The organism is Tenggerimyces flavus (genome assembly GCF_016907715.1).
Taxonomy (GTDB): Bacteria; Actinomycetota; Actinomycetes; order Propionibacteriales; family Actinopolymorphaceae; genus Tenggerimyces; species Tenggerimyces flavus.
Map to the genome: position 1 here is coordinate 2,288,981 of NZ_JAFBCM010000001.1, position 19,707 is coordinate 2,308,687.

21 protein-coding genes are annotated in these 19,707 nt (G+C 68.7%); 15 read left to right on the plus strand and 6 right to left on the minus strand.

Annotated elements, in window-relative coordinates:
- The first annotated feature begins 19 nt into the window (after positions 1–19).
- From JOD67_RS41835 to JOD67_RS10550, 4 genes are all read left to right on the plus strand, one after another.
- Positions 20–463 (plus strand): (2Fe-2S)-binding protein, encoded by a 444-nt coding sequence (locus JOD67_RS41835; RefSeq protein WP_205117251.1) that lies wholly within the window; start codon positions 20–22, stop codon positions 461–463.
- Complete coding sequence (locus JOD67_RS10540) at positions 460–2,535, plus strand: xanthine dehydrogenase family protein molybdopterin-binding subunit (RefSeq protein WP_205117252.1); 2,076 nt, start codon at positions 460–462, stop codon at positions 2,533–2,535. The genes JOD67_RS41835 and JOD67_RS10540 overlap by 4 nt, the downstream gene beginning before the upstream one ends.
- Positions 2,536–2,722: 187 nt before the next feature.
- A complete protein-coding gene (locus JOD67_RS10545) occupies positions 2,723–4,900 on the plus strand; it encodes an Agd3-related carbohydrate deacetylase (RefSeq protein ID WP_205117253.1) in 2,178 nt (725 codons plus the stop codon).
- A gap of 67 nt (positions 4,901–4,967) precedes the next feature.
- Positions 4,968–6,167, plus strand: a complete 1,200-nt coding sequence (locus JOD67_RS10550; RefSeq protein WP_239553800.1) for a serine hydrolase domain-containing protein — start codon at positions 4,968–4,970, stop codon at positions 6,165–6,167.
- Between the two features lie 142 nt (positions 6,168–6,309).
- Here JOD67_RS10550 and JOD67_RS10555 read toward each other — a convergent pair whose 3' ends face one another.
- Positions 6,310–7,011: a GNAT family N-acetyltransferase gene (locus tag JOD67_RS10555; protein ID WP_205117254.1), complete on the minus strand. Its 702-nt coding sequence runs from the start codon at positions 7,009–7,011 to the stop codon at positions 6,310–6,312.
- A 28-nt stretch (positions 7,012–7,039) separates the two neighbouring features.
- Between JOD67_RS10555 and JOD67_RS10560 the strand changes: the two genes are divergently transcribed.
- From JOD67_RS10560 to JOD67_RS10570, 3 genes are all read left to right on the plus strand, one after another.
- A complete protein-coding gene (locus JOD67_RS10560) occupies positions 7,040–7,588 on the plus strand; it encodes an ATP-binding protein (protein WP_205117255.1) in 549 nt (182 codons plus the stop codon).
- Between the two features lie 65 nt (positions 7,589–7,653).
- Positions 7,654–8,946: an alpha/beta fold hydrolase gene (locus tag JOD67_RS10565; RefSeq protein WP_205117256.1), complete on the plus strand. Its 1,293-nt coding sequence runs from the start codon at positions 7,654–7,656 to the stop codon at positions 8,944–8,946.
- Between the two features lie 122 nt (positions 8,947–9,068).
- The gene (locus JOD67_RS10570) at positions 9,069–9,446 is read left to right on the plus strand and encodes an STAS domain-containing protein (protein WP_205117257.1); all 378 of its coding nucleotides are present in this window, start codon (positions 9,069–9,071) and stop codon (positions 9,444–9,446) included.
- Here the strand turns inward: JOD67_RS10570 and JOD67_RS10575 are convergent.
- Positions 9,440–10,189 (minus strand): tetratricopeptide repeat protein, encoded by a 750-nt coding sequence (locus JOD67_RS10575; RefSeq protein ID WP_205117258.1) that lies wholly within the window; start codon positions 10,187–10,189, stop codon positions 9,440–9,442. The two genes, JOD67_RS10570 and JOD67_RS10575, sit on opposite strands and share 7 nt — an antisense overlap.
- A 25-nt stretch (positions 10,190–10,214) precedes the next feature.
- Here JOD67_RS10575 and JOD67_RS10580 point away from each other — a divergent pair, with 25 nt between their 5' ends.
- Both JOD67_RS10580 and JOD67_RS10585 read left to right on the plus strand, forming a co-directional pair.
- Positions 10,215–11,027 carry a pentapeptide repeat-containing protein gene (locus tag JOD67_RS10580; protein ID WP_307782344.1) on the plus strand — a complete coding sequence of 271 codons (813 nt, stop codon included), beginning with the start codon at positions 10,215–10,217 and terminating at the stop codon, positions 11,025–11,027.
- A gap of 70 nt (positions 11,028–11,097) precedes the next feature.
- Complete coding sequence (locus tag JOD67_RS10585; protein WP_205117260.1) at positions 11,098–11,613, plus strand: DinB family protein; 516 nt, start codon at positions 11,098–11,100, stop codon at positions 11,611–11,613.
- 337 nt (positions 11,614–11,950) lie between these two features.
- On the opposite strand, the gene JOD67_RS41840 is transcribed toward JOD67_RS10585, so the two are convergent.
- A complete protein-coding gene (locus JOD67_RS41840) occupies positions 11,951–13,519 on the minus strand; it encodes a TROVE domain-containing protein (RefSeq protein WP_205117261.1) in 1,569 nt (522 codons plus the stop codon).
- A gap of 227 nt (positions 13,520–13,746) precedes the next feature.
- Here JOD67_RS41840 and JOD67_RS10595 point away from each other — a divergent pair, with 227 nt between their 5' ends.
- Entirely contained in the window at positions 13,747–14,676 is a 930-nt protein-coding gene (locus JOD67_RS10595) for a 2-dehydropantoate 2-reductase (RefSeq protein ID WP_205117262.1), read from the plus strand.
- The gene (locus tag JOD67_RS10600; RefSeq protein ID WP_205117263.1) at positions 14,673–15,077 is read left to right on the plus strand and encodes an NlpC/P60 family protein; all 405 of its coding nucleotides are present in this window, start codon (positions 14,673–14,675) and stop codon (positions 15,075–15,077) included. Before JOD67_RS10595 ends, JOD67_RS10600 begins: the two co-directional genes overlap by 4 nt.
- Here the strand turns inward: JOD67_RS10600 and JOD67_RS10605 are convergent.
- Positions 15,055–15,681: a class I SAM-dependent methyltransferase family protein gene (locus JOD67_RS10605; RefSeq protein ID WP_205117264.1), complete on the minus strand. Its 627-nt coding sequence runs from the start codon at positions 15,679–15,681 to the stop codon at positions 15,055–15,057. The two genes, JOD67_RS10600 and JOD67_RS10605, sit on opposite strands and share 23 nt — an antisense overlap.
- 144 nt (positions 15,682–15,825) lie before the next feature.
- Between JOD67_RS10605 and JOD67_RS10610 the strand changes: the two genes are divergently transcribed.
- Genes JOD67_RS10610 through JOD67_RS10620 form a run of 3 tightly spaced genes read left to right on the plus strand, consistent with a single transcriptional unit; the run spans position 15,826 to position 17,472 of the window.
- Positions 15,826–16,419 (plus strand): dihydrofolate reductase family protein, encoded by a 594-nt coding sequence (locus JOD67_RS10610; RefSeq protein WP_205117265.1) that lies wholly within the window; start codon positions 15,826–15,828, stop codon positions 16,417–16,419.
- A gap of 53 nt (positions 16,420–16,472) precedes the next feature.
- On the plus strand, positions 16,473–17,102 hold the full coding sequence (locus tag JOD67_RS10615; protein ID WP_205117266.1) for a hypothetical protein: 630 nt from the start codon (positions 16,473–16,475) through the stop codon (positions 17,100–17,102).
- Positions 17,103–17,121: 19 nt separating this feature from the next.
- Positions 17,122–17,472, plus strand: coding sequence for a helix-turn-helix domain-containing protein (locus JOD67_RS10620; protein ID WP_205117267.1), 351 nt, complete (start codon positions 17,122–17,124; stop codon positions 17,470–17,472).
- 107 nt (positions 17,473–17,579) lie between these two features.
- Here JOD67_RS10620 and JOD67_RS10625 read toward each other — a convergent pair whose 3' ends face one another.
- Together JOD67_RS10625 and JOD67_RS10630 are read right to left on the minus strand one after the other, a co-directional pair.
- Complete coding sequence (locus JOD67_RS10625) at positions 17,580–18,194, minus strand: ATP-dependent Clp protease proteolytic subunit (protein ID WP_205117268.1); 615 nt, start codon at positions 18,192–18,194, stop codon at positions 17,580–17,582.
- A gap of 7 nt (positions 18,195–18,201) precedes the next feature.
- A complete protein-coding gene (locus JOD67_RS10630; RefSeq protein ID WP_205117269.1) occupies positions 18,202–18,816 on the minus strand; it encodes an ATP-dependent Clp protease proteolytic subunit in 615 nt (204 codons plus the stop codon).
- Positions 18,817–18,951: 135 nt separating this feature from the next.
- Between JOD67_RS10630 and JOD67_RS10635 the strand changes: the two genes are divergently transcribed.
- Positions 18,952–19,413: a winged helix-turn-helix transcriptional regulator gene (locus JOD67_RS10635; protein ID WP_205117270.1), complete on the plus strand. Its 462-nt coding sequence runs from the start codon at positions 18,952–18,954 to the stop codon at positions 19,411–19,413.
- Positions 19,414–19,707 lie beyond the last annotated feature (294 nt).

The window sequence follows — 19,707 nt, forward strand, 5'->3', positions numbered from 1 at the left end:
CGCGGTTATCGTGCGTGGTGTGGACCTCGTCGTGAACGGTCGGCCCGTACAGCTCGATCTGGACCCGGAGACCCCTCTTCTCTACGTGCTCCGGAACGACCTGGGGCTGATGGGCACGCGGTTCGGCTGCGGCAGCGGGTCGTGCGGCGCCTGCATGGTGCTGGTCGACGGGCATCCGATGCCGTCGTGCGACCTGCCGCTCTCCGCTGTCGACGGCAAGGCCGTGGCCACCGTCGAGGGGCTCGGCGATCCGCACCCGTTGCAGGCGGCGTTCCTGGCCGAGCAGGCCGCGCAGTGCGGGTACTGCGTCTCGGGGATCCTGGTGAACGCGGCCGCCCTGCTGGCGCGCGACCCGCATCCGACCGAGGATGCCGTACGGTCCCAGCTCGATCGCAACCTGTGCCGCTGCGGAGTGCACAACCGCGTAGTGCGGGCGGTCCTGCGGGCGGCGGAGTCGGCATGAGCCTTCCGCGTTCGCTCGCCGCCAACCCCCGGTTGACGACCTGGCTGTCGTTCGACACATCCGGCATCGTGTCGGTACGGGTCGGCAAGGTGGAGCTGGGCCAGGGGATCGCGACAGCCATGGCGTCGATCGCCGCATTCGAGCTCGACGTCGCGATCGAGCGGGTGCGGATGGTGCCGGCGTCCACCTCGGCCGGGCCGAACGAGGGAACGACGGCGGGCTCGATGTCCGTCCAGGAGTCGGGCGCCTCGCTGCGACAGGTGTGCGCGGAGGCTCGCGCGGTCCTCGTCGCCGCCGCTGCGACGAAGCTCGACGCCGACGTCTCGGTCGTCAACGGCACGTTGACGACGCCCGGCGGTGAGTCCGTCACCTACTGGGACCTCGACACCACGACGCTGCTGGACCGCGACGCCGACGGCCTCGCGCAGCCGAAGGCGCCGGAACGGGTCGCGAGCCCGGCGCGGATCGACCTCCCGGACAAGGTGTTCGGCCGACCTCGCTACGTGCATGACCTTCGGCTGCCGGACCAGCTGTACGGACGGGTCGTCCGGCTGCCGACTGTCGGTGCGGTGTTGACGGCCGTCGACGAGTCGGTGGTGGAGTCGCTGCCGGATGTTCGCGTCGTACGGGACGGCAGCTTCCTCGGCGTCGTGGCCGCGCGGGAGGAGGTCGCCGTCAAGGCGGCCTTGCGGCTGGCCGCCGCCGCGGAGTGGGAACGGCCGGTGCCGCTGCCCGACGAAGCTGCGTTGCCCGATTGGGTACGTACCGAAGCTGCCGAATCGTCCACTGTGCATGAGGTTTCTGGCGAGTCGGACGGCGTCATCGCGGAGCATCGCGCGACGTACAGCCGGCCATACATCGCACACGCCTCGATCGCGCCCAGCTGCGGAGTGGCGCAGTGGACAGGCGAATCAGTCCAGGTGTGGTCGCATTCGCAAGGAGTCCACGCGTTGCGGGGCGCCATCGCGCAGGCGTTGTCGATGCCGCTGGCCGACGTGTCCGTCCAGCACGTGGAGGGCGCCGGTTGCTACGGGCACAACCCGGCCGACGACGCGGCGTTCGACGCCGTGCTGCTCGCGCGGGCGATGCCGGGCCGGCCGGTGCAGGTGGTGTGGAGCCGCGCGGACGAGTTGGGGGCGGGGCCGTTTGGTCCGGCGATGGTCGCCGATCTCACCGCCAGCCTGGACGAGTCGGGCCGTGTGGTGAGCTGGCGGCACGACACGTTCAGCCAGGGACACACGGCCCGACCGGGCTACGCGGGAACGCCGGGTCTGTTGGCAGGCGCCTCGATCGAAGGCGGCGCGCCGTTGGTGCCGGCTTCGGACCCCGGCCTGCCGTCCGGTGGGTCGTTGCGGAACTCGGTGCCGATCTACGACTTCCCCGTGCAGCAGGTCGTGAGCCATCGCTCGTTCGCCGTCGCGCCACGTGCATCGGCCATGCGTTCGCTCGGTGCGCACCTGAACGTGTTCGCGATCGAGTCGTTCATGGACGAGCTGGCGCTGCGCGCCGGCACCGACCCGTTGGTGTTCCGCCTTGCCCAGTTGAGCGATCCGCGTGCCCGCGCGGTCCTCGAACGGGCGGCCGAACTCGCCTCGTGGGGCAGCTGGACGGGCGGCGACTCGACCGGTCACGGGATCGCGATGGCGCGGTACAAAGGGCTGGGCGCGTATTGCGCCGTGGTGGCCGAGGTGTCCGCGGTGGACTCCGTTCGCGTACGGCGCCTGGTGATCGTCGTGGACGTCGGGCGCGTGGTGAGCCTTGACGGAGTCGTGAACCAGCTCGAGGGCGGGGCGATCCAGGCGACGAGCTGGACCGTGCTGGAACAGGTGCGGTTCTCGCCGGAGCAGGTCACGAGCACCGACTGGGAGACGTACCCGATCCTGCGCTTCAGCGAAGTTCCGGACGTGGCCGTTGACGTTCTGGACCACCCGGACCAGCCGAGTCTGGGAGCGGGCGAGTGTGCCCAGGGGCCGACGGCCGCGGCGATCGGCAACGCCGTACGGAACGCATTGGGAGTGTCGGTGCGAAAGTTGCCTTTGACACCAGACAACATCCTCGCCGCCCTCGAGTGATCCACCCATATTCAGACAAGGTGATCACCGCCTGAAACGAGGCGTCATCGGTTGGCCCATTCGGTGCGCGGCTCCCAGGTTCGGCTGTTAACGTCTGCTGGTCGAGTCGGTTTTACGGGGCCTGATTTCTTTCTGAGTGAGCCTGTGGGGGGCCAACCTGATGATCCACCCTGCCCAACCTCGTCGTATGCTCATGCGCCTCGTCCTGACCGCCGCGATCGTCGCGACCGGTCTCGGGGCGACGGCGGTGGCCGGCCAGACAGCCGGCCCTGGGCCCAAGAGCCAGGTCACTGGCAATCCGCTCGCGCGGGAACGGTTCGGCGACTCCGACCACCAGCTTCCCGCCAAGCTTCCGGTCAAGACACAAAAGGGCAAGCCCGCCAAGGCGTTGCCGAAGCTGCGCGGCACCGTTGCCGTACAGAAGAACCTGAAGCTGAAGGCCAAGACCACCAAGTCCGCGGTCGGCGTCACGGCGGCCACTGACAAGGTCGCCTTGCGCGCCCTCATCATCGCCTTCGATGCGAACGACCTCCACCTTCCGACCTGGAAGTCGACGCTGGACCGAGTCGGTGCCAGCTACGACGTCCTGCTCGCGAAGAACACGCCGCTGACAGCGGAGACGCTGGTCGGCGCTGACGGCGTGGGCAAGTACAACTCGATCCTGTTGACCGACGCGATGCTGCTCGACACCACCACGTGGGCCAGCGCGCTCGACGGCAACGAGTGGAACGCGCTGTGGGCGTACGAGCGCGACTACAAGGTCCGTCAGGCCGTGCTGTACGCGAGCTACGGCTCCTGGCCGGAGGACTACTGCCTGCGGCAGGGCACCGAGGGTGGCGTGGGAGACACGCCGCTGTTGGCGACCCTGACGGCTGCTGGTCAGTCCGTGTTCAGCGACCTGAAGGTAGGCGTCAAGGTCCCGATCGTTCAGTCGTGGGTCTACCGCGACACGATGCAGGCCGGTTGTGCGGCGACGCCAATCATCCAGACCGGCGCGAACGTCCTCGGCGTCACTTCGACCTCGACCGACGGCCGCGAGCGTGCCGCGCTGACGTTCTCCAACAACCAATACCTGTTGCAGTCGAACCTGCTCGCGTACGGCCTGTTCCGCTGGGCCTCGCGCGGCCTGTTCTTCGGTGAGCAGAAGCACTACCTGATGACCGACGTCGACGACTGGTTCAACAGCTCCGACGAGCTGCTGCCCGACGGCACGTACAAGCCGGAGCCCGGTTTCCAGATGACCGGACACGACGCGTCGAACGCGAGCGAAGCGCAGATCAAGCTGCAGAAGAAGTTCCCGCTCGGCTCTGCCTTCACGATGGACATCGCCTACAACGCGGGCGACGCCGACATGACCGCGCCGAAGCAGTGCTACTCCAACGGCGGGGTCGATCAGCTGACGGCCACGACCCGTTGTGTGGCAAAGAAGTTCCGCTGGGTCAACCACACGTTGACGCACCCGAAGCTGAACGTCAGCGACTACGCGTCGACGTTCACCGAGATCAACGAGAACCTGACGCGAGGCGCCACGCTCGGTCTGCCGACGGACCGTCAGATCCTCAAGACCGGTGAGTACTCCGGACTCGGAGTGTTCCACCCGGACCCGAACAACGACATCGACCCGCCGACCGACTACGGGCTGATGGCGTCGAACCCGAACCTGCTGCAGGCAGCGAAGGACTCGGGTGTGAAGTACCTGCACGGCAACATGTCGTTCAACAGCCACAAGCCGTCCTGCTTCAACTGTGGCGTGCGGCACCCCATGGAGCCGAGCCTGTTGATCGTGCCGGACTGGCCGACCAACATCGCGTACTTCAGCACGACGCCGGACGAGGAGACGTACTTCTACAACATGTACTACGGGCCGAACGGCAAGTTCCCGTTCTTCCCGGTGAACCAGACGTACGCGCAGCTGATGAACTACGAGACCGATGTCGCCATGCAGCACGTCGCTTCGGGCTCGGTCTACACCCACACGTTCCACATCGGCAACCTGCGTGACTACACCTACGTCTGCAACCCCACCTGCCGGACCCAGGGCAAGACCCTGTTGACGGACTGGGCCGACCAGGTGATGGCGAAGTACACGTCGTACTACAGCGTTCCGCTGCTGTCGCCGGGCTGGACCAAGCTCGCCGACTACGTGGGCAAGCGCAACGTGCACTTCGAGACGCTCGCCGCCGGCGCGCGTGGGGTGTACGACCGGACGGCCAACACGGTGACGGTGACGTCGCCGGCGGCTGGCTCGGTGACGGTGACCGGTGGGACGACGACCGGGTTCACCACGTACGGCGCGGAGAAGGCGTCGCTGATCACGCTGGCTGCTGGGACTCCGGTGACGTTCACTCCGAGCGTTCTGCCGTAGCTCTCGCTGTTGGACTGGCTGCTGCCAGGTCTCGCCTTCGGGGCGGGACCTGGCAGCATTCGTCTCTATGGCTGCTGGTGGACTCTCCGAGACGCGGCTCGCGCGTCTGCATTCGACTCTCTCCGGGCACGTGGAGGCCGGCCGGCTCGCCGGCGCGGTGACGTTGATCAGCCGGCGCGGCGAGGTGCATGTCGACGCGGTCGGCTCGCTGGCGCCTGGTGGGGCCGAGCCGATGCGGCGGGACTCGATCTTCCGGATCGCGTCGTTGACCAAGCCGGTAGTCGCCGTTCTCACGCTGATGCTGGCCGAGGAGTGCCTGTTCAGCCTCGACGAGCCGGTGGCTCGGCTGCTTCCGGAGCTCGCCTCTCCGCGGGTGATCGCCGCTGTGGACGGGCCGTTGGAGGAGACCGTTCCGGTGGAGCTGCCGATCACCGTTCGGGACCTGCTGACGTTCCGGAACGGGCTGGGGATGCTGTTCTCGCTGCCGCCGTCGTCGCCGCTGGGTGAGGCGACCGCGGCGCTCAGCGGCTTCGGTCCGCCGCAACACGCGCAGACGGAGACCGGCGACGAGTGGCTCGCCCGGCTCGCCGCGCTGCCGTTGATGTACCAGCCGGGATCGCGATGGCTCTACAACACCGGGCTCGAGATCCTGGGGGTGCTCCTTTCCCGGGCCGCGGGGACGCCGCTGCCGGAGCTGTTGGCGGAGCGGGTCTTCGGGCCGCTCGGGATGATCGACACCGGGTTCACCCTGCCTGCGACGTCGGTGGGGCGGCTGACGTCCGCGTACGGCGTCGCGCCGTCGGGTGAGCTGGTGGTGGACGACCCGGCCGCGACGTCGAAGCACCTGGTGGCGCCGACCCACCCGTCCGCCGGAGCGGGCCTGCTGTCGACGATCGACGACTTCTCCACGTTCACCGAGCTCCTCCGCCACTTCGGCCGCCGCGGCGCCGACCGCCTGCTGTCGCGGCCGAGCGTGGAGGCGATGCTGTCCGACCAGCTGACGCCCGCGCAGAAGGCCGTGTCGGGCTTCTGGCCGGGGTATTTCGACAGTCGTGGCTGGGGATTCGGCCTCGCGGTGGGAACGACGAACAACGGCCACGACCGCGTCGGCCGCTACGGCTGGGACGGCGGCTCGGGCACGACCTGGTTCACCGATCCCGCCGAAGAGCTGACCGCCATCCTCTTCACCCAACGCGGCGGCTTCCCGATGGGGTCCCCGATCTACCTCGACTTCTGGGCCTCGGTCTACGCGGCCATCGACGACTGAGAGGTCTCCCCGACCACGGAGAGATCCCCTCCAGTCGCCTTACCCGGCCAGTGGCCGCTCTACCTGGCGTCCACCCCACGTAAAGGGGCCAATGATCATGTAAACATGATCATTGGCCCCGGCGCCGGACCGGGAAGCGGGGCTAGCGGCGGCCGGCGTGGGTGCCGGACTGGTCGGGGTGGGAGAGCTTCCAGAGCCAGCCGAGCTGCTCGAGGCCGAGTCGTTCGGCGACGCGTTGGGACGAGCGGTTGTCGGCCGACGTGCTGTAGAAGAGCGTGCGGCCCTTGGCGACCTCGGCCCAGCGGGCTGTGGTGGCGGCGGCGAGGCCGCGACCGCGGAAGTCGGGGTGCGTCTCGATGCCGATCTCGGCGGCCCGTTCGTTCGACGCCGGCATGTGGGCCACCGCTGCGACGCGGTCGTCGTCGGTGACCGCGACCGCCCACGGGCCGAGGTTCCCGGCGAGCAGTTCCTGCCACTCGTCCGACGGCCAGGTGTCCGGACAAGGAAGGGACCGTGGCGCGCGGCTGTCGACGAAGTCGGCGTCGCTCTCGTACGTGAGGCCCTCGGGGATCAGATAGCCCGGCCCGGAGTTGAGCACCGTGCTGCCGTACCTGCTGTCAAGCAGCTGTTGACACTGAGCCAGGAACGGGGCGATGTTGGTCGGATCCGGCGTCAGAGCACCCAGCCGCGCAACGAGTTCGTCCGGCACTGACGAGCCGTACCGGACCACGACGGCATCGGCAGTGACGCCCGCCACCAGATGATGCGCGGGCAGCACCCGGCCGCGCGCATCGGAGCCCCACAGCGTCTCCATCTCCAGCGCGATCAACTCGCGTGCACCCATGCCCACGACCCTAATAGTCTCCGGAGTCGTGCCCAAGAACGCCGTACCCATGCTGCTGATCTCCGGTCCGCCCGGCGTCGGCAAGTCGACCGTGGCCTGGGAGATCTTCGACCGGCTCGTCGACAACGGCGACAGCCCGGCGCTCGCGGACCTCGACCTGCTCGGCGCCTCCTGGCCCGTGCCAGCAGACGACCCGCACAACGAACGGATGCGCGCCGCCAACCTCGCCGCGGTCTGGGCCAACTACCAAGCCGCCGGCTCCCGCTGCCTCATCGTCGACGGCGTGATCGAGTCGCGGAAGCACCGCGAGGCGTACGAAGCGGCCATCCCGCAGGCCATCGCCGTCCTCTGCCGGCTCGAGGCCGGCAACGAACAGCTCGGCAGTCGCATCGTTCGACGCGGCCGTGAGCGCGGCGACGGCATCGCGAAGCTGACCCACCGCGCGATCGAGCTGTCCGCCCTGCTCGAACGCGACGACGGCGCGGAGCTCACCGTCGACACGAACGGACGCGACGTCGCGCAGGTCGCCGACCAGATCCTCAGCGAGACCGGCTGGCCGACGCGCCCCTCTGGTTAACCCCACCCCAGACCGGCCGGCTGGCGGGATTTCCGGAAGCCCGCCGGCTTCCTAGCGTGGAGGGCATGACGAAGCCACCCTCGCGAGTCGGATCGGTCGTCCGCACCGTCACCACGACCGCCCTCATAGCCAGCCTCGCCGTGACCGGCGCCGCGATCGGCACGAACGTCGCGAGCGCGGCCAAAACGCCCCTGCAACCGGCCGCAAGCGCGGAGACCAACGCACCGAAGCGTGGCGCGCTCGTCGACCACACCGCGCTGAGGACGATCAGCCAAGAGACCCTCCGCACCGAGCTCGGCGACGAGGGCTTCAGCGACGAAGCATCGATCAAGTACGACATCAAGACCTACCGCCTCATCTACAAGACGGTCGACGAGTTCGGACGACCCACCACCGCGAGCGGCCTCGTGGCGCTGCCCGAACGACGAGCCGGCCGCAAACTCGACACCGTCTCGTACAGCCACGGCACCGAGCTCGCCAAGGCCGACGCCCCGTCCGTCGCCGAGGACCTTTGGGGACCCGGACCCGCGCACGCGTACGCCGCTGCCGGATTCGCCGCCGTCGCTCCCGACTACCTCGGGCTCGGCGAAGGCCCCGGACAGCACCCGTTCCTGCACATCAAGTCCGAGACGACCGCGACCATCGACCTGCTCCAAGCCGCACGGACGTTCGCCAGGCAGCAGGGCAGGATCCTCAGCCGAAACCTCTACGTCACCGGCTTCTCCCAGGGCGCCTCGGCCGCCACCGGGCTCGCGAAGGCACTGCACCGAGGCGCAGACCGTTCCTTCCGGGTTGTCGCACTTGCCCCGATCAGCGGCGCGTACGACTGGCGCCGCGTCGAGCTGCCCGCCCTGCTCAGCGGCAAGGACGTCCCCAACCCCAAGCTGAGTGTCGGCTACACGGCCTACTTCCTCACCGCGTGGGACCGGCGGCTGAACCTCTACGACGACCCCTCCGAGGTCTTCCAGTACCCGTACGACGACGGCCGCATCGAGCGCGTCCTCGACGGTCTGCACACCGGCCAGGAGATCCTGGCGACGATCCCCGACAACGTGAACCAGCTCTACACCAAGCACGCGTTCGCCATGCTGCGCCACCCGACCGGCAAGCTCGCCAAGGCCATGCGCGAGCACGACACGACCTGCTCGGACTGGGCGCCGCGGTACCCGGTCAAGCTCTTCTACGGTGGCGCCGACGACCAGGTCCTGAACGCCAACACCGAATACTGCGCGACCGAGCTCCGCGCCAGCCGCGCCAACGTCAAGGCGGTCAACCTGGGTGACGACATCGACCACCTTGGCACGAACCGCGTGGGTACGGCCGCCACCGTTCGCTGGTTCAGCGACCTCGCCCGCTGAACGACACCGACCATCGCCCGGACACCCCGTGTGTCCGGGCGATGGTCTGTGAGAGGATCCTCCGGACTGTGAGCAGAGTGGTCCGACAGCGAGGCCATCGCGTGGCAAAGACGGAGACTGCGGTGGATCTAGGTATCTCGATCGAACGTGATGGTGCAGCGTTCGTCGCCATTCCCGATGGTGAGGTGGACGTGGCGTCGGCTCCCCGACTCCGCGACGAGCTTCTCACCGCTCTGAACGACCGGCCGCCGTTGCTGGTCGTGGATCTGTCGCAGGTGACGTTCCTCGACTCGACCGGCCTCGCCGCGTTGGTCGCGGTCTACCGGCGCGCGACCGAGGTCGGGACGGCGTTCGCGCTCGCGGCACCGACCCGCATCGCGGGCAAGGTGCTCTCGATCACCGGGCTCGACCGTGCCTGGCCGGTGTTCGACACCCGCGCCGAGGCGTTGGCCGGCGGTGCCAGCGCTGGCGACGGAGAAGGCTCGATCCCCGTTCAGTAGCCCCCATCGGGCCGCAGGTTCGCGGCGATGCGGGCGTGTTCGGTGGCCTGCGTCTCGTCGCCGATCGCGGTGTACGACTCCGCGAGCTCGTGGTGGAACCAGCCGTCCGGCTCCGGTGTCTCGGCGACCGCGAGCTCCAACAGCGCGATCGCCTCGTTCGCCCGGCCCAGTGCCCTGAGCGCCTTCGCGACCGCGTACCGCGCGAGCTGGAGCTGCTCGCCCTGGTCGTACGCCTGGAGCGCCTGCTCGAAGGCCGTCAGCGCGTCGGCGTGATCGCCGCGCTCGAACCGGTCCCACCCGACGTTGTTCCACAACGAGCCGAGCCAGCGGCGTACGTCCGGAACGTCCGACTCCTCCGCGAGCGCGATGCCGCGCCGAGCCCACTCCTCCCGGTCCTCCGTTGCCGGCGCGACGATCGCGGCCATGTGCGCGGCGTCGATCGCGAGGAACGTCTCGCCTGTCTCGTTCGCGACGGCGAATGCCCTTTCGAACAAGGGCAAAGCGGACTCCGCGTCGCCGGACGAACGGCGCAGCCGACCGCGTTCGAGAGCCACGCGCGCTGCCAGGACAGGACTCTCGGTCGCTGCGGCCTCGTCCAGCAGCCGGTCGCCGGCGGCGAAGTCGTCGCGGAGTCCGTGCACGCGGGCGAGCTGGGTGAGGATCTCCGCGCGCAGCACGTGGAACCGCGCTTCGGTCGCGTCGAGGTCGTCGAAGTCCCAGAACGGGCGCAGCGGATCGGTCATGAGGCCGGAGAGTACCGTCGGTCGGGTGCCCTCGTCCGACCGTTCGCAGCTGCGTGCCGACTGCGCCAACTGCTTTGGCCTGTGCTGCGTCGCGCTCCCGTTCACGCGGTCGGCGGACTTCACGTTCGACAAGCAGGCCGGCGAACCCTGCCGCAATCTGCGCGGCGACAATCGCTGCTCGATCCACGCCGACCTGCGGGAGAAGGGCCTTGCCGGCTGCACGGTGTACGACTGCTTCGGCGCCGGCCAGCGGGTCTCGCAGGCGACGTTCGGGGGAACGTCCTGGCGCGACGACCCCGCGGTCGCCGGGCGGATGTTCGCGGTCTTTCCCGTCGTACGCCAGCTGCACGAGCTGCTCTGGTACCTGACCGAGTCGCTCACCCTCCCACCAGCCAAGGCGATTCACGCCGAGCTGGCGCGGATGCTGAACGAGACCGAACGACTCGCCCGAGGCGATGCCGACGCACTGCGCGAGCTCGACGTCGCGGGACACCGCGCGAAGGTGAACGTGCTGCTGCTGCAGGTGAGCGACGTCGTACGGGCGACCGTCCCCGGCAAGAAGAAGAACCTGCGCGGCAAGGACCTGATCGGTGCCGACTTCCAGGGCGCGGATCTGCGCGGCGCGAGCCTGCGGGGCACGTACCTGCTCGGCGCCAACCTGCGCAACGCCGACCTCCGCCACGCCGACCTGATCGGCGCCGACCTGCGCGGAGCGGACCTGTCCGGGGCGGATCTCTCGTCCAGCATCTTCGTCACCCAGCCGCAGGTCGACGCCGCCTCCAGCGCCGTTCGGACCAAGCTGCCGGCCGCTCTGAAACATCCCGCGCACTGGGTTTGATTGAGGACGGAAACTGGCCGGAATAGCCGCGAGAGTAGGGGTCAACGGACGAACCCAAAGGGAGCGAACGATGACCACGATCACTGCCGAGACCGTGCTGACCGACGAGCGAGCCGAGCTGCTGGAGACGCTGGCGAAGCACCGGTACCTCTTCCGGTTCACCGCGGAGGGGCTGACCGAGGAGCAGGCCCGGCAGCGAACGACGGTGAGCGAGCTGACCATCGGCGGGCTGATCAAGCACGTGGCCGCGGCCGAGCGCGGTTGGGCCCGGTTCATCCGCGGCGGCGCGGGCGAGATGGACAGCTACCAGGCGGACTTCTTCGACAGCTTCAGCCTGCGGCCCGACGAGACGCTGGAGAGCGTGCTCGCCGACTACGCGGACGCGGCGCTGGAGACCGACACGTTGATCGCGACCGTTCCGGACCTGTCGATGTCGCACCCACTGCCAGTGGCGCCCTGGTTCGAAGAGGGCAAGAGCTGGTCCGTACGCCGGGTGGCCGTCCACCTGATCGCGGAGATCGCCCAGCACGCCGGGCACGCCGACATCATCCGCGAGTCGATCGACGGCCAGAAGAGCATGGGCTGACCCCGGCCTCGCACCCCGGCGTTCGGTTGGGTCGGGGGCACCCTGGTCCCATAGGTTCGGACAAGGGTGCCCCCGACCCAGTCAGCCTGCGCAACGCCAGCACCACGGGGTCGGCTCGACAAGCCAGCGTGGCCCCGCGTTTTGGGTCAGGGGACCCCTCGTCCCAAAGCCCGGCCCATCCACCATGTCCCATCAAACTGTGGGGTTCTGGTCGCGACACGCTGGCGTGTCGCGACCAGAACCCCACAGTTTCGCGAGGGCGGAGGTCTCCTCGCTCGAGGACGTTCGGACAAGGGTGCCCCCGACCCAGTCGCCCTGACCCCCGCAAGGCGAGCGGCTAGAAGGGCCAGTCGGCGTTCTTGCCGGCCTCGATCAGCGCGATCATGCCGAACGCCGCGTCGCTCAGCCCGCCGAACACGTGCCGGTTGCCGGTGCCGCTCGGCCCGTGCCCATACCGGTAGCCGGCGAGGTTCCACGTGTACACCGGCACCCGCGGCGACACGGCGTCCGTCGGGTCCTGCCCGCGCCGGCCACCCCAGGCCTGCTCGTCGGACACGATGACCACCCGGTCGTGGACGGGATCGCGGTACCAGGCCTGCACGGCAGCCGCGGTGTTCGTTCCGCCGCGCGGACCCCAGAACCGCTCGACCACGCGGAGCACCGACTCGCCTCGCCGTACCTCCACCGGCGCGCTTCGGTTGTCGAACTGCACCAGGTCGGCCGACGCCGCCCGCAGCGCCAGCGCGGCGCCGAACACGATCGCCGCGTCGGAGCAGGTCAGCTGCGAACGCTCGGACAGCCGCTTGCCCATCGAGCCGGACTGGTCCACCAGGATCAGCGTTCGGCCAGGGAGCGCCGGTACGTGCGACAGCGCGTGCCCGAGCGCCTGCTCCAGCGCGTACGCCCACCGCAGCGACGGGGCCGCCCGGTACGCCGACAGGAACCGCATCGGCAGCTGCCGGGACTTCGCCACCAGCGCAGGGTCCGCCAGCTCCGAAGCGACCGAAGCCGCGACCGCGTCGGAGACGCCGGCCTCGTCGAAGTTGCGCAGGTTGCGCAGCCGCGCCATGTAGCCCATCCCAGGTAGCACGGCCTCCCACGCCTGCGCGTCCATCGGTCCCTGCAGCCAGCCGGCCACGGACTCCCAGGTCATGCCCGCCTCCCGGAACAGCGCGCCGCCGAGCAGCGCGCGGCGGTCCTCGACCGGCGCCGCCAGCAGCAGCGAACGTGCACGCACCATCGGCAGCGCGTCCGGAATGTCCCGGTCGCGGCCGTGTCGCCGGTCGAGCGCGTGCTGGAACAGCGCGCCCTGCCAGGGCTTGCCCGGGTCCGGGCTCGGGTGGACCAGCTCGAGCACGTCACCGAACCGGAAGCCCTTCGTCGCGGTGTCGTACTTGAGCAGGCTCTGCTCGGTGTACAGGCGCCGTACGGCGTCGGCGATGCCGCGCTTCACCGGCTTGGGAATCTCCTTGCCGTACGTGGAAATCCAGTACGCGAGCGCCTCACCTGGCTCGTCGGGTCGCTGCAGCACGCTCGCGACGAGGTCGCGGGTCCGGCCGTGCGCGTTCGCCTCGATCCGGGCGCGGGCAGCCTCCAGCGCGCCGACGAGCGACGCGGACCGCAGGTTCGCGGTCGTCCGCAGCCAGCGCAGGAAGCGGGCGAGCCAGTCGATGTCGTCGACGGCCATACTGCGAACGAGATCGCGATAGCGCAGGTCACGGCTGCTCGCGCTCTCGTAGAACGTGTTCTCGCCGACGAAGTTCGAGACGGCGAGCAAGAACAGCTCCGACCTGCCGTCCCGGAGATACCCAGGTGCGCCCTCGTACGTGCGACCGCTGGGCGTCGGCTCGCTCCGCGGCGCGGACAGGATGTTCGCGCGGACGTTCTTGACATTGAACTTGCTCACCTGCCTCCACCTCTTCTTGTTCAGGGGGAGACGAGACAACGCCTCCCGAGATCAGGGCGCCAGCGGACCAGTTTCTTGGAAAGGAAGTAGCCGCGGGCTTCGCACCGGAAGGCGCTGTTCCTCAACGGTAGCTGCGATGTCGGTTCGGACGCGAAGCATTTATCGCCGCTGCGTAGGGTTGCGCATTCCACGCCGAGGGCACTGCCGGGGCGGCTACGGTGTGGGGCATGAGGATCGCGGTCTTCGGCGCGGGCGGCGTCGGCGGGTACTTCGGCGGAAAGCTGGCGAAGTCCGGCGTCGACGTGTCGTTCCTCGCGCGCGGTCCGCACCTGACCGCGATGCGGGACAACGGGCTGCTGGTCCGCAGCGTGCACGGCGACTTCGCGTTGGAATCCGTGCAGGCGACCGAGGACCCGGACGAGATCGGGCCGGTGGACTACGTTCTCATCGCGGTGAAGTCCGACCAGACCGAGACCGCGGCGATGGCCGCGAAGCCTTTGCTGCATGACGAAACCGTCGTTCTCTCACTCCAGAACGGTGTCGACAACGAGAGCAAGCTGGCGGCGATCGTCGGACCGGAACGGGTCGTCGGCGGCGCCGCGTACATCTTTGCGACGATCGAGCAACCCGGCGTGATCGCCCATACCGGCGGCCCAGCTGCGCTCAAGGTCGGCGAGCTCGCCGGTGGTCGCAGCGAGCGGGTCGAACGGTTCGTCGAGGCCGGAGTGTCGGCGGGCTTCGCGATCGACCAGACCGAGGACATCAAGGCGACGTTGTGGAGCAAGTTCGCGTTCATCTGCGCGCAGGCGGGGACGACCGCGGCGGTCCGGCTGCCGATCGGTGAGGTGCGGACGAGTCCGGCCGCGCGCGAGCTGTTCCGCCGCGTGGTCGACGAGGTGTGCGCGGTGGCGCGCGCGGAGGGCGTGGACCTGCCGAACGACCTGTCGGACAAGCACGTCGCGTTCGCGGACGGGCTCGGCTCGGGCGACTACTCGTCGCTGCACCACGACCTGATCCACGGCAAGCCGATGGAGCTCGAGGCGCTCCTCGGCGAGGTCGTGCGGCGCGGCGAGCAGACGAGGGTGTCGACGCCGATGAGCGAGGCTCTGTACGCGGTCCTGCAGCCCTGGGACCTGCGCAACCGAGCGGCACTGTGATCGATCGTTTGCCCCAGTGGTACTGGGATGTGCCGTACGTCTACGAGTGCGGTCCTGACGCTGCGGACCTGAGTGCTGGCGCGAACTGCCAGCTGTTCGCGTACACCGTGCTCGCGCACTTCGGGCTGCACGTTCCGCCGCTGCGGTCCAGCAATCTCTGGGAGGACACGACGGCGACGAAGGTCGTGACCGACCTCGAACCGCTGGATCTGCTGTTCTACAACCGCACCGACGATCCGTTCGGCGCCCACATCGCTGTCTACTTGGCGCCGGGTGAGATTCTCCATCTCTGCAAGGAGATTGGCCTGCCGGTGGTATGGACCGAGGCGGACTTCGCCGCGCGGCCGAACTACCAGGTGCTCGTCGGCGCCAAGCGGGTCAGTGCGGCTTGTCGAACGTGAACATGGTGGTGCCACGTCCTAGCGGTTGAGCCTCGCCGCGGTACGTGTGCCGGCCGACTCCGAACTGGGTCTCGCGCGGGTCCGACACGAACTGCTGCTCGAACTCGTTCTTCGCCAAGCTGCTCCTGACGAGCTCGAACAGTCCCACGCGTCCGCCTGTCCAGATCAGGTCGGCGCCGGGTTTGCACAGGCCGGGGAAGAAGCCGATCGCCTTGTCGGCCGTCTCGGGCAGCACGTTCCCGAAGATGCCGCAGGCAAGGACGATCTGCGCCGGCGCGAGGTCGACGTAGTTGTCCGTACTGCCGGCGTCGCCCTCTCTGATCTCCACGTTGTCGAGCCCGGCGTCTGCTGCCGCCTCCTTGGCCTTGGTGACGTTGCGCGGATCGAGCTCGACGAGCAGCGCGGTGACGTCGGCGCGGCGCGGATGCTCGGGGAGGACGCCGATCACGTCGCGCCCCTGGCCAGCGCACATCGAGAGGATCTCGATCGGACCCGGCGGCGCGCTGTCCAGCGCGATCGTGAGCTGCTCCCGGACCACCACCAGTCGCCTGGCGAGCCTCGTACCGGGGGTGTCGTACTCGTCGTGCCAGGCGTCCCAATCCACGTTGCGAGCCTATCCGGCAAGCAGGTCCACCGTGCGGCGATCATCGCGGACCTCGTCCGCCGAAAGTTTCCGAAAGTTCGATGTCGAAGTCGTGTCGGCCGGTCCGACTCAGCAGTAAGAGACCGACCAGAAGGAGTGAAGGACATGACCATCGTGCGAGCTCGGCAGTGCATCTCCCTCGACGGCTTCACCGCCGCGCCCGACCAGAGCCTGGACAACCCGTTCGGCACCGGCGGGATGGCGTTGAACGACTGGATGTTCACCGACGAAGGCCAGCCGATCGCCCACCGCGCGCAGCCCATGGAGGAGGTCGGCGCGCACATCATGGGACGCCACATGTTCGGCCCGGGCCGCGGTGAGTGGGACCTGTCGTGGCGTGGCTGGTGGGGCGAGGAGCCGCCGTACCACGCGCCGGTGTACGTGCTCACCCATCACGCGCGCGAGCCGCTGGAGCTGGAGGGGACGACGTTCCACTTCGTCACCGACGGTCCCGAGTCCGCGCTGGCGCACGCGAAGGCCGCAGCCGGCTCGAAGGACGTGGCGATCGCGGGCGGGGCGAACGTGGTGCGCCAGTACCTCGCTCTGGGGGCGATCGACGAGCTCGTGCTGCACTACGTACCGCTCACGCTGGGCGCTGGTGAGCGCTTGCTCGATGGTCTCGGCGGGCTGACGTTCGTCCCCACCGAGGTCGTGCCGACGGCCGCGGCCACGCACGTCTGGTATCGGCCGAACCGGTAGGTCCCTAGTGATTGCCCATGATTTGTCCAGTGGCGTGGCCGAGGATCGATGCCATGACCCGCCCTCACACGCTCACGCCCTACGGGAGGCGCTGGCGCATCGACGCCGGTGACCGGGCTGTCGTGGTCGATGACCTGGTCGGCGTCCGCTACCTGGTCACGCTGCTGGCGAACCCGCATGTCGAACTGCTCGCCTCCGACCTCACCGAGGCCGCGTCCCTGATCGCCCGCGGCACGCCTCGGCTGCGGGTGCTGGACGAGCTCCGGGCCGGTGGTCGTTCTCGGCTGTTCGCCGACGAGGCGGAACGTGCCCGCATCGCCGTGGGGAAGGCGATCCGGCGCGCGATCCTCCGGGTGATCGCGCTCGACGCCCGGCTGGGGGAGGAGCTGCTCGAGACGATCCGGACCGGCCGCTACTGCAGCTACCGCCCGCCCGACGTTTCGAATGAGGGCGTCCCTCTGTCGAAGAGCCCGGCCCATCCACCATGTCCCATCAAACTGTGGGGTTCTGGTCGCGAGACGCTGGCGTGTCGCGACCAGAACCCCACACTTTCGCGAAGGGCGGAGGGGCCCCTCGCTCGAGGAGATCGCTACAGGGACGCCCTCATGCGAAACGTGGCGGGGCTCTGGCTGGGTCGGGGGGTGCTTACGCCCGCGGCGAACAGGAGGGCGGTGGGGGAGTGATCGCCGATATCTTGGGGCGATGCCGAGGCCATTGCTGCGGAAGACGCTAGGGGAGGTGCTGCGCCGGGTCCGACTGGCGCAGCGCCGGACGCTGTCCGAGGTCGCGGACAGCGCGAAGATCTCGATGCCGTACCTGTCCGAGCTGGAGCGCGGCCGCAAGGAGGCCTCGTCCGAGGTCCTCGCGGCCATCTGTGAGGCGCTGCGGATCGAGCTGGCCGAGGTACTGGCCGAGGTCGGCAGGATCCTCCTCGCCGAGCAGGCCGCCGAGCGCTCCAAGGTCGTCCAGCTCCACAGCGTGCGCGTCCGCACCAGCGTGGCTCCCCAGCGCCAGTCCCGCCCCACCGGGGACGTCCTGGCCCTCGCGGCCTAGCAAGTCCCGCCGGCCACCGCGCCGTTTGAATGAAGGGCACCTTCATTCAATAGGTTCGAATGAAGGTGCCCTTCATTCAAACCCGGGTCAGCGCGTGGCCGGGTGCTCTACGCGTAGGCCATCTGTCTGACCTCTTGTCGGCTGGTGATCACCTGGTCGGCGAGCCCATACGCCACCGCTTCCTCGGCCGTGAACGTCTTGTTCCGATCGATGTCCTCACGCAGCTTCTCCACCGGATGCCCCGTGTGCACGCTCAAGATGGCCTCCATCTCAGCCCGCACCTTCGCCACCTCCTTCGCCTGCACGGCGAGGTCGGGCAGCGTGCCGCGGGCCTGCGTCGAGGGCTGATGCAGCATCACCTTCGCGTGCTGCAGGACCGACCGACGCCCTGGCGTTCCGGCCGCGAGCAGGACGGCCGCGGCCGAGGAGGCTTGGCCCATGCAGAACGTCGCGATCGGCGACCCGATGAACCGCATCGTGTCGTAGATCGCTGTCAACGCGCTGAACGAGCCACCGGGCGAGTTGATGTACAGCGCGATCTCCTGGTCCATCGAGGCCGACTCGAGGTGGATCAGCTGTGCCATCACGACGTTCGCCACGCCGTCGTCGATCTCAGTGCCGAGGAAGACGATGCGGTCGGACAGCAGCCGCGAGTAGATGTCGAAGGCGCGCTCGCCGGACGGCGTACGTTCGATCACGGTCGGAATCGTGTACTGGCTCATCGAAAGCTCACATCCCCACGGTCGCGTAAGCAGCTGGACGTACGTCGTCGACCCGTTCGACGATCTGGTCGATGAGCCCGTACTCGCGGGCCTCCTCCGCAGTGAACCACCGGTCCCGCAGCGAGTCCCGTTCGACGACCTCGTACGGCTGCCCGCTGTGCTCCGCGGTCAGCCGGGTCATCAGACTCCCGATCCGCTCCAGCTGCCCGGCGTAGATCTCGACGTCGGCAGCAGTCCCGCCGAAGCCCGCCGAGCCCTGGTGCATCAGCACCTGCGCGTGCGGCAGGCTGAAGCGCTTGCCCGGCGTCCCGGCCGTGAGCAGGAACTGCCCCATGCTCCCGGCGAGCCCCATCGCCAACGTGCTGACCTCGTTGGGAATCAGGCGCATCGTGTCGTAGATCGCGAGTCCCGCGCTGACCGATCCGCCGGGTGAGTTGATGTACAGGCTGATGTCGCGCCGCGAGTCCTCCGCGGACAGCAACAAGAGCTGGGCACAGAGTCTGTTCGCCACCTGGTCGTCGACCTCGGTGCCGAGCACGATGATGCGCTGGTGGAGAAGCCGGTTGACGAGCTGCTCGTCCACCGACGCCCCCAACGGTCGCTCTGCCGATGCGACGTGCATGCGGTTTCTCCTTGCTTGGCCAGTTGTTCTGTCTTCGAGCATGCGAAGGAGAACGGGGAATCGCCAAGCCAATCTGCTGCCAGCAGAGCCACGCTCCGTTCCTTGAAGGAACCCTCCGCTGCTACGCTGAGAACCATGCAGCGGACGGCATTCGGTGACATGGCCTGCTCGATCGCACGCACGCTGGACGTGATCGGGGAGCCGTGGTCGCCGTTGATCCTGCGCGACATCTACGTCGGCATCAACCGGTTCGAACGCCTCCAGCAGGACCTCGGCATCTCCCGCAAGGTGCTGACCGAACGGCTCCGCTGGCTGACCGAGAACGGCGTGGTGGAGCGGCAGGAGTATGCCAGCCGCCCAGTCCGCCACGAGTACGCGCTGACCGACAAGGGCCGCGAGCTGTGCGACCTCCTGCTGGTCATGGTCCGCTGGGGCGACCGCTGGCTCGCCGGCGAGGCCGGCCCGCCGGTGCTGTACCGCCACCACGCGTGCGGCCAGCTCAGCCACGTCGAGTTGCACTGCTCCGCCTGCGGCAAGGACATGCCCGCCACGTCGATCGACGTCCTCCCCGGCCCAGGCGCGGGCAGGGCTACCTGAGCCGCATCCTGGCCGACCACGGTGCCGAAGACCAGGAACGTGAATGTCGACAGGCATCGCCTAAGTTCAAACCGATCTCACCAAGCCTCAAGAGTTCGGCTCGCCGTTCGACGCGTTGGTCTGCAGCAGGGTCCTGCAGGCCATCCGACTGGCAGACCGTCCTCCGACCTGCGTTGAAGGCAGCGCGAACCAGCGGTCCGGTCGCCTGATCATCGCCGCCGAAACACCGCAAAACGCGTTCCAGGCAAGGTGACTCACCCGACGAAACAGGTACACTAGGGCAGGAAACTCACT